At 76.1% G+C, this 7070-nt stretch carries 6 protein-coding genes; 3 read left to right on the top strand and 3 right to left on the bottom strand.

Annotated features, from left to right (window positions below):
• Positions 1-250 precede the first annotated feature (250 nt).
• Positions 251-2062 (top strand): glycerol-3-phosphate dehydrogenase/oxidase, encoded by a 1812-nt coding sequence (locus ABGB16_RS26775; protein ID WP_347670855.1) that lies wholly within the window; start codon positions 251-253, stop codon positions 2060-2062.
• Between the two features lie 33 nt (positions 2063-2095).
• Here the strand turns inward: ABGB16_RS26775 and ABGB16_RS26770 are convergent, their stop codons facing one another.
• Complete coding sequence (locus tag ABGB16_RS26770; protein ID WP_347670853.1) at positions 2096-3496, bottom strand: FAD-linked oxidase C-terminal domain-containing protein; 1401 nt, start codon at positions 3494-3496, stop codon at positions 2096-2098.
• 35 nt (positions 3497-3531) lie between these two features.
• Here ABGB16_RS26770 and ABGB16_RS26765 point away from each other — a divergent pair, with 35 nt between their 5' ends.
• Positions 3532-3795, top strand: coding sequence for a DUF4031 domain-containing protein (locus ABGB16_RS26765; protein WP_347670852.1), 264 nt, complete (start codon positions 3532-3534; stop codon positions 3793-3795).
• Between the two features lie 8 nt (positions 3796-3803).
• On the opposite strand, the gene ABGB16_RS26760 is transcribed toward ABGB16_RS26765, so the two are convergent.
• A complete protein-coding gene (locus ABGB16_RS26760) occupies positions 3804-4439 on the bottom strand; it encodes a metal-dependent phosphohydrolase (RefSeq protein WP_347670851.1) in 636 nt (211 codons plus the stop codon).
• A gap of 61 nt (positions 4440-4500) precedes the next feature.
• On the opposite strand from ABGB16_RS26760, the gene ABGB16_RS26755 reads away from it, so the two are divergent.
• Positions 4501-5757: an FUSC family protein gene (locus tag ABGB16_RS26755; protein ID WP_347670850.1), complete on the top strand. Its 1257-nt coding sequence runs from the start codon at positions 4501-4503 to the stop codon at positions 5755-5757.
• A 40-nt stretch (positions 5758-5797) separates the two neighbouring features.
• Here ABGB16_RS26755 and ABGB16_RS26750 read toward each other — a convergent pair whose 3' ends face one another.
• Positions 5798-7066 carry an aminotransferase class V-fold PLP-dependent enzyme gene (locus ABGB16_RS26750; protein WP_347670849.1) on the bottom strand — a complete coding sequence of 423 codons (1269 nt, stop codon included), beginning with the start codon at positions 7064-7066 and terminating at the stop codon, positions 5798-5800.
• Positions 7067-7070 lie beyond the last annotated feature (4 nt).

Genomic DNA, 7070 nt, shown 5'->3' with positions numbered 1-7070 from the left:
ATGATGAGCCGGCCGAGCCGATACGTCGGAACGGGCAGCATCCCCGCCGCGTACTGCCGCCGCGCGGTCACATACGAGACACCGGTTGCCGCCGCCCACTCCTTCAAGTTCACGCCGACAACCATAAGACTCTATATCCCGCTAAAGACCATCGACACGCCAGCAGTTGTTAAGCCCGACAGTACGGCGGGTTCGCGACCTGCCGTCCGGGGGCCGTGACGGTTACGGTGTACGGGTGCGCGACCCCAACGTGTCCCGAGCCGTGGCCGGTCAGCTCTCCCCGGCGCGCCGCGCCGCCGACCTGCGGCGACTGCGTGCCGAGCGGTTCGACGTCCTGGTCATCGGCGGTGGCGTCACCGGTGCGGGGGCGGCGCTGGACGCCGCCTCGCGGGGGCTCAAGGTGGCCCTGGTCGAGGCCCGGGACTACGCCGCCGGCACGTCCAGCCGCTCCAGCAAGCTCATCCACGGCGGCCTGCGCTACCTGGAGCAGTTGGAGTTCCACCTGGTCCACGAGGCGCTGACCGAGCGGGGGCTGCTGGCCACCCGGCTCGCCCCGCACCTGGTCCGGCCGGTGCCGTTCCTCGTCCCGCTGCCCGCCGGCCGGGGCGTCCGGGAGCTGCCGGGCCGGGCGTTCCGCCGGTCCTACTACGGCCTGGGCGTGGCGACGTACGACGCGTTCGCCGGGCTGTTCGGGGGTGGGCGGGGAATGCCGCTGCACCGGCACCTGACCCGGGAGGGGGCGCGGCGGGTCTTCCCGAGCCTGCGCGCCGACATTCTGGCCGGGGCGATCCGCTACTACGACGGGCAGGTCGACGACGCCCGACTGGTGGTCACCCTGGCCCGCACGGCGGCCAGCCTGGGCACGACCGTGGTCACCAGCGCCCGCGCGGTCGGTCTGATCCGGCAGGCCCGCGAGGTGACCGGGGTCCGCGTCCGCGACCTGGAGGCCCCGGCCGGCTCGCCCGACGCCGAGTTCGAGGTGAGCGCCCGCACCGTCATCGCCGCGACCGGGGTGTGGAGCGACGACATGTCCCGGATGCTCAACGACGTCGGGCTGCGCCCGGGGCTGCGGGTCCGGGCGTCCAAGGGGGTGCACCTCGTGGTGCCCCGCTCGGCGATCACCGGCGAGGCCGGGCTGATCCTGCGCACCGCCACCAGCGTGCTCTTCGTGATCCCGTGGGGCGGGCACTGGATCATCGGCACCACCGACACCGACTGGCGGCTCGACCGGTCGCACCCGGCCGCGTCGGCCCGCGACATCGCGTACCTGCTGGAGCAGGTCAACACCGTGCTCGACCGGCCGCTCACCACCGCCGACATCGAGGGCGTGTACGCGGGGCTCCGGCCGCTGCTGAGCGGTGAGGCCGACTCCACCTCGAAGCTGTCCCGGGAGCACGCGGTCGTCGAGCCGATGCTCGGGCTGCTGCTGGTCGCCGGGGGCAAGTACACGACGTACCGGGTGATGGCCTCCGACGTGGTCGACCGCGCCGCCCGCCGGCTCGGCGGGGTGCGCCCGTCCCGCACGGCCGACCTGCCGCTGCTCGGCGCCGACGGGTACGCCGCGATGTGGCGGGACCGGGCCGACCTGGCCCGTCGGCACGGGGTGCCGGTCGGGGTGGTCGAGCACCTGCTGGAGCGGTACGGCACCCTCACCCTCGACCTGCTGGCGCTGGTCGAGGCGGACCCGCTGCTCGCCTCCCCGCTGGCGGGCGCCCCGGAGTACCTGGCGGCCGAGGTGACGTACGCGGCCCGCGCCGAGGGGGCCCTGCACCTGGAGGACGTGCTGACCCGGCGTACCCGGATCTCCTTCGAGACCGCCCACCGCGGCCTGGACTCGGCGGAGCACACCGCGGAGCTGATGGGTGCGGTGCTCGGCTGGGGCGCCGCGACCCGGGAGCGGGAGGTCGAGCACTACCGGGCCCGGGTGGAGGCGGAGCGGCAGTCCCAGTTGATGCCGGACGACGCCGCCGCCGACGCGGCGCGCCTCGGCGCCCCGGACGTACGGGGATTCGCGGCGGACCGGGGCACCGACGGCGACGCGGCCCTGCCGTCGTCGCGCTGACCGGTCCCGCCGACCCCGGCCCGGGGTGGCCGCTCAGAGCACCTTGCCGGGGTTGAACAGCCCCTCCGGGTCCAGCGCCGCCTTGATCGCCTGGTGCACCCGCACCCCGACCGGCCCGATCTCCCGGGCCAGCCAGTCCCGCTTGAGCAGCCCCACCCCGTGCTCGCCGGTGCAGGTGCCGCCCAGCTCCAGGCCCAGCCGCATGATCTCGTCGAAGGCCCGCCGGCCGCGTTCCAGGCTGGCCGGGTCGGCCCGGTCCACCACGATGTTCGGGTGCATGTTGCCGTCGCCGGCGTGCCCCACCACCCCGATCGGCACCGCGCACTCCTCGGCGATCCGGGCCACCCCGTCGAGCAGGGCGGCGAGCGAGCCCCGCGGCACCGCCACGTCGTCGATGATCAGCCCGCCGTTGCCGCCCGGGTACGTCTCGGCGGCGAACTTCTCCATCGCCGGGTGGGCCAGCCGGCGGGCCTGCAGCAGCGCCGCCGCCTCCACCGCGTCGGTGGCCGCGTACACCTCGTCGGCGCCGGCGGACTCGCAGACCTCGGCGAGCCGGGCCAGGTCCTCGGCCGCCCGGGACCCGGTGTCCACGGCGGCGAGCAGCAGCGCCTGCGCGTCGGTGCGCAGCCCCATCGGCTGGTACGCCTCGATCGCCGCCAGGTGGGTCCGGTCGAGCAGTTCGAGCAGGCTCGGGGTGAGCCCCCGGGCGGCGATCTGCGCCACCGCCGTGCCGGCCTCCGCCGTCGAGTCGAAGACCGCGACGAGGGTCAGGGACTCCTCCGGCGCCGGCCGCAGCGCGACCGTGATCTCGGTGATCACGCCGAGGGTGCCCTCGGAGCCGACGAAGAGCCGGGTGAGGTCGTACCCGGCGACGCCCTTGGCGGTGCGCCGGCCCGTACGCAGCACCTCGCCGGAGGCGAGCACCACCTCCAGGCCGAGCACGTACTCGGTGGTCACGCCGTACTTGACGCAGCACATGCCGCCGGCGTTGGTGGAGACGTTGCCGCCGATGGTGGACGACTCCCAGGAGCCCGGGTCCGGCGGGTAGTACAGCCCCTGCTTGCGGACCGCCCCGGCCAGCGTCGCGTTCACCACGCCGGGCTGGACCACCGCGATCCGGCTGACCGGGTCGATCTCCAGGATCGCGTCCATCGCCACGGTGCTGAGCACCACCGCGCCGTCCACCGCGTTCGCCGCGCCGGCCAGCCCGGTCCGCGCCCCCTGCGGCACCACCGGTACGCCGTGTCGCGCCGCCGCCCGCACCACGGCGGCCACCTCCTCGGTGCTGCGCGGGCGGACCACCACCAGCGGGGTGCCCGAGGCGCACAGGTCGGCCTCGTCCCGCTCGTGCATGCGGAGCAGGTCCGGGTCGGTCAGGACGGCGGAGTCGCCGAGTACGGCGCACAGGTCATCGAGGAGGGGGGTTCCGGCCATGCGGAAGAGGCTAACGGGCGGCTATCTTGGCGGCCATGCTGTACCTGGACCGGCCCGCCTGGCCGGCGCGTGGGCGGCTCTGGTCCCACCTGATCAGTGACGTCTCGTACGCGGAACTGCACGCCTTCGCCGAGGCGCTCGGCGCGCCCCGCCGGGCCTTCGACCGGGACCACTACGACATCCCCGCCGAGCGGTACGCCATGGCGGTGTGGCTCGGCGCGAGCGTGGTGCGGAGCCGGGACCTGGTCCGCCTGCTCCGCGCGGCGAACCTCCGCCGCCCCCGCCACCTGACCCGCTGACATTCCCGTTACGTGAGGTGGGTCAGTTCGCGAGTCAGGTTGGAGCGGGCCCGGGGCTCCCAGGTGGCGGCCAGCGGGGGGAGGCGGTACAGGGCGGGCAGGGCGAGCAGGTGCGCCAGCACGCGGGCGCGGCCGGCCCGGAAGTCGGGGTCGGGCACGTGCGCGTACTCCCGGCGGACGGCCGCCGCGTACCGGTCGTACTCCTCGGGCGGGCCGGCCAGGACGGCCAGGTCCGCGTCGCAGAGCAGCGCGCCGTCGGCGTCCCCGGCGGTCGTCGCGTGCCCGGCGGTCAGCAGCACCAGCCGGCGCACCTCGGCCACCGCCCCGGCCGGGACGCCCAGGCCGGCCAGGAGCGCCGCGGCCAGGTCGGCGCTGTCCCGCTCGTTGGCGTCGCCCGGGGCCCGGGGATCGTAGACCGCGTCGTGGCACCAGGCGGCGAGCCGCACCAGGTCCGGCCGGCCGGCCAGGCCCGCGTACGCGTCGACGACGTCGAGCACGGCGGTCAGGTGCCGGGTCGTGTGGTAGTGCCGGTGGGGCTCCCGCCAGCGGGCCAGCAGGCTCTCCCCGGCGGCGGTCGACGCCGGCCCGTCGGTCGCCCCGGCGGCCCGCGCCGCCGCCCGCCACCGGTCGATCAGTTCCGTCACCCGCCCGAGTGTGCCGCACCCGGGCGAGGATTCACCCCCTCCGGTACGGGTAGTCCGCGCCATGGCCCAGGACCGGCGACCCTCGCTGCTGCGACGCGGCTCGGCGCGCGACGGCGTGGACCTCGACGCGGCGCGGATCGCCGAGGGCATGGCGTACCTGCGGAACCGGGGCCGGGACACCCTGCACGACCGGCTGCACCGCGTCCGGATGTCGGTCGGCCTGGCCGTCCAGGCCGGGCTGGCGGCCGCCCTGGCGTGGATCGTGTCCTACCGGATCCTGAACAACCCGCAGCCGGTCTTCGCCCCGATCTCGGCGGTCGGCACCCTGGCCGCGTCGGTCGGCCAGCGGCTGCGCCGGACCGTCGAGCTGATCGTCGGGGTGGCCGTCGGGGTGTTCCTCGGCGACGGGCTGATCCTGCTGCTCGGCACCGGCGGCTGGCAGCTCGGGGTGGTGGTGACCGCCGCCATCCTGCTGACCCTTTTCTTCGGCGGCAGCGTGGCTGTCGTCATCCAGGCCGCCGCCACCGCCGTGCTGATCGTCACGCTCAGCCCGTCCACGCAGAACCTGGAGATACCGCGGTTCATCGACGCCGCCGTCGGCGGCGGCATCGCGCTGCTGGTGACGGCGATCCTGCTGCCGCTGAACCCGCTGCGGGTGATCAACCGGGCCGCGCGGCCGGCGCTGGAACTGCTCGCCGACCAGCTCGACAACGCGGCCCAGGCGCTGCGCGAGCGGGACCGCGACCGCGCCCAGCGGGCCCTGGAACGGCTCCGGGAGAACAAGGACGAACTGGCCGCCTTCACGGAGGCGATCGAGGGCGCCAAGGAGACCAGCACCCTCTCCCCGGCCCGCTGGCACCGGCGCAACGAGCTGACCTACTACGCCCAGGCGGCGGACCCCATCGACCGGGCGATGCGCAACAGCGGCACGCTCATCCGGCGCTCGGTGACCCTGCTCGAGGACGAGGAGGCGGTGCCGGAGCCGATGCCCGACGCCGTGAGCCACCTCGCCGAGTCGGTCCGGCTGCTCCGGCACGAGTTCTCCGTCGGGGCGGAGCCGCAGCGGGCCCGGGAGCGGTCCCTGCGCGCGGTCAGCGAGGCCGGCCGGGCGTACGGGCAGGGCGTCGGCTTCTCCGGCAGCGTGGTGATCGCGCAGGTGCGGACGACCGCCAGCGACCTGATGGTCGCCTCCGGCATCTCGCAGGAGGAGGCGAACCGGCTGGTCCGACGGGCCTTCGGCGGCCCGGAGAAGGAGCAGGAGGGCGAGGCCGAGAGCTCGGCCGGCCCGCGGCCCCCCACCGCCCCCGCCCTCGGCTGAGCGGTCGGGGGCCGCCGTCAACGCCTGGGACAGGCCCTCCTCACGCGGAACATCGGAGCGCCGCGAGGGCGGCGAGCAGGCGGTCGACGTCGTCGGTCGTGCTGCCCAGCCCGAGGCTGGCCCGTAGGGCGGTCGGCGGCAGGTCGGTGCGCCCGCTGCGGGCGGCGGCCTCGGCGAGCAGCCGCCGGGCCAGCGGGTGGGCGCAGAACAGCCCGTCGCGGACCCCGATGTCGTGCCCCGCGGCCAGCTCCGCCGCCACCTCGGCCGAGTCCCGGCCGGCCACGACGAACGACACGATGCCGACCCGCGGCGCGTCCGGGCCGAAGGTGCGCAGCTCCACCGCGTGCGGCAGGGCGGCCAGGCCGTCCCGGAGCCGGGCCAGCAGCGCCTGCTCGTGGGCGTGCAGCGCGGCCCGGTCGGCGTCGGCCAGCGCCGCGCACACCGCCGCCAGGGCGACCGCGCCGAGCAGGTTGGGCGTGCCGCCCTCGTGCCGGGCCGGGCCGGTGGTCCAGCGCACGTCGTGGGTGGCCGCGCCGACGTGGCTGGTGGCGCCGCCCCCGGCCAGGTACGGCGGGGCCGCGTCCAGCCAGTCGCTCCGGCCGAGCAGCACTCCCGCCCCGAACGGCGCGTACAGCTTGTGCCCGGAGGCGGCCAGGTAATCCACGTCCAGCGCGGCCACGTCGACCGGGGCGTGCGGGGCGAGCTGGGCGGCGTCGACCGCGATCCGGGCGCCGTGCCGGCGGGCCACCAGCGCCAGCTCGGCCACCGGCCAGCGCTCCCCGGTCACGTTGCTCGCCCCGGTCACCGCGACCAGCACCGGCAGATCGGCCCGCGTACCGCGGCGCAGCTCCGTCAGCGCGGCCTCCAGCGCGCGGACCGCTTCACGCGGGGCGGCCGGCACCGGCAGCCGCACCGAGCCGCGCGGCCAGGGCAGCAGGTTGGCGTGGTGCTCGCCGGCGAAGGTGACCACCGTGGTCCCGGCGGGCAGGGCCCGGGCCAGCAGGTTCAGCGCGTCGGTGGTGTTGCGGGTGAAGACGACGTGGTCGCCCGCGCGGGCGCCGAAGAAGTCGCCGACCGTCTGCCGCGCCCGCTCGTACTCGAGGGTGCAGCGCCGCGACAGCGCGCCGGCGCCGCGGTGCACGCTCGCGTACCAGGGCAGGAGCTCGGCCACGGCGTCGGCCGCGGCCCGCGCGCACGGCGCGCTGGCGGCGTGGTCGAGGTTGACCTGGCCCGGCACGCCGAGCACGTCGAGCGGCCGCGCGGTCCGCGACGGCAGCGGGGGCAGCGGGGGTACGAGGGTGACGGTCACTGGC

The organism is Micromonospora sp. B11E3 (genome assembly GCF_039871625.1).
Lineage (GTDB): Bacteria > Actinomycetota > Actinomycetes > Mycobacteriales > Micromonosporaceae > Micromonospora.
Note: the sequence above shows the minus strand (reverse complement) of the source record. Positions and strands in the feature narration are given on the sequence as shown.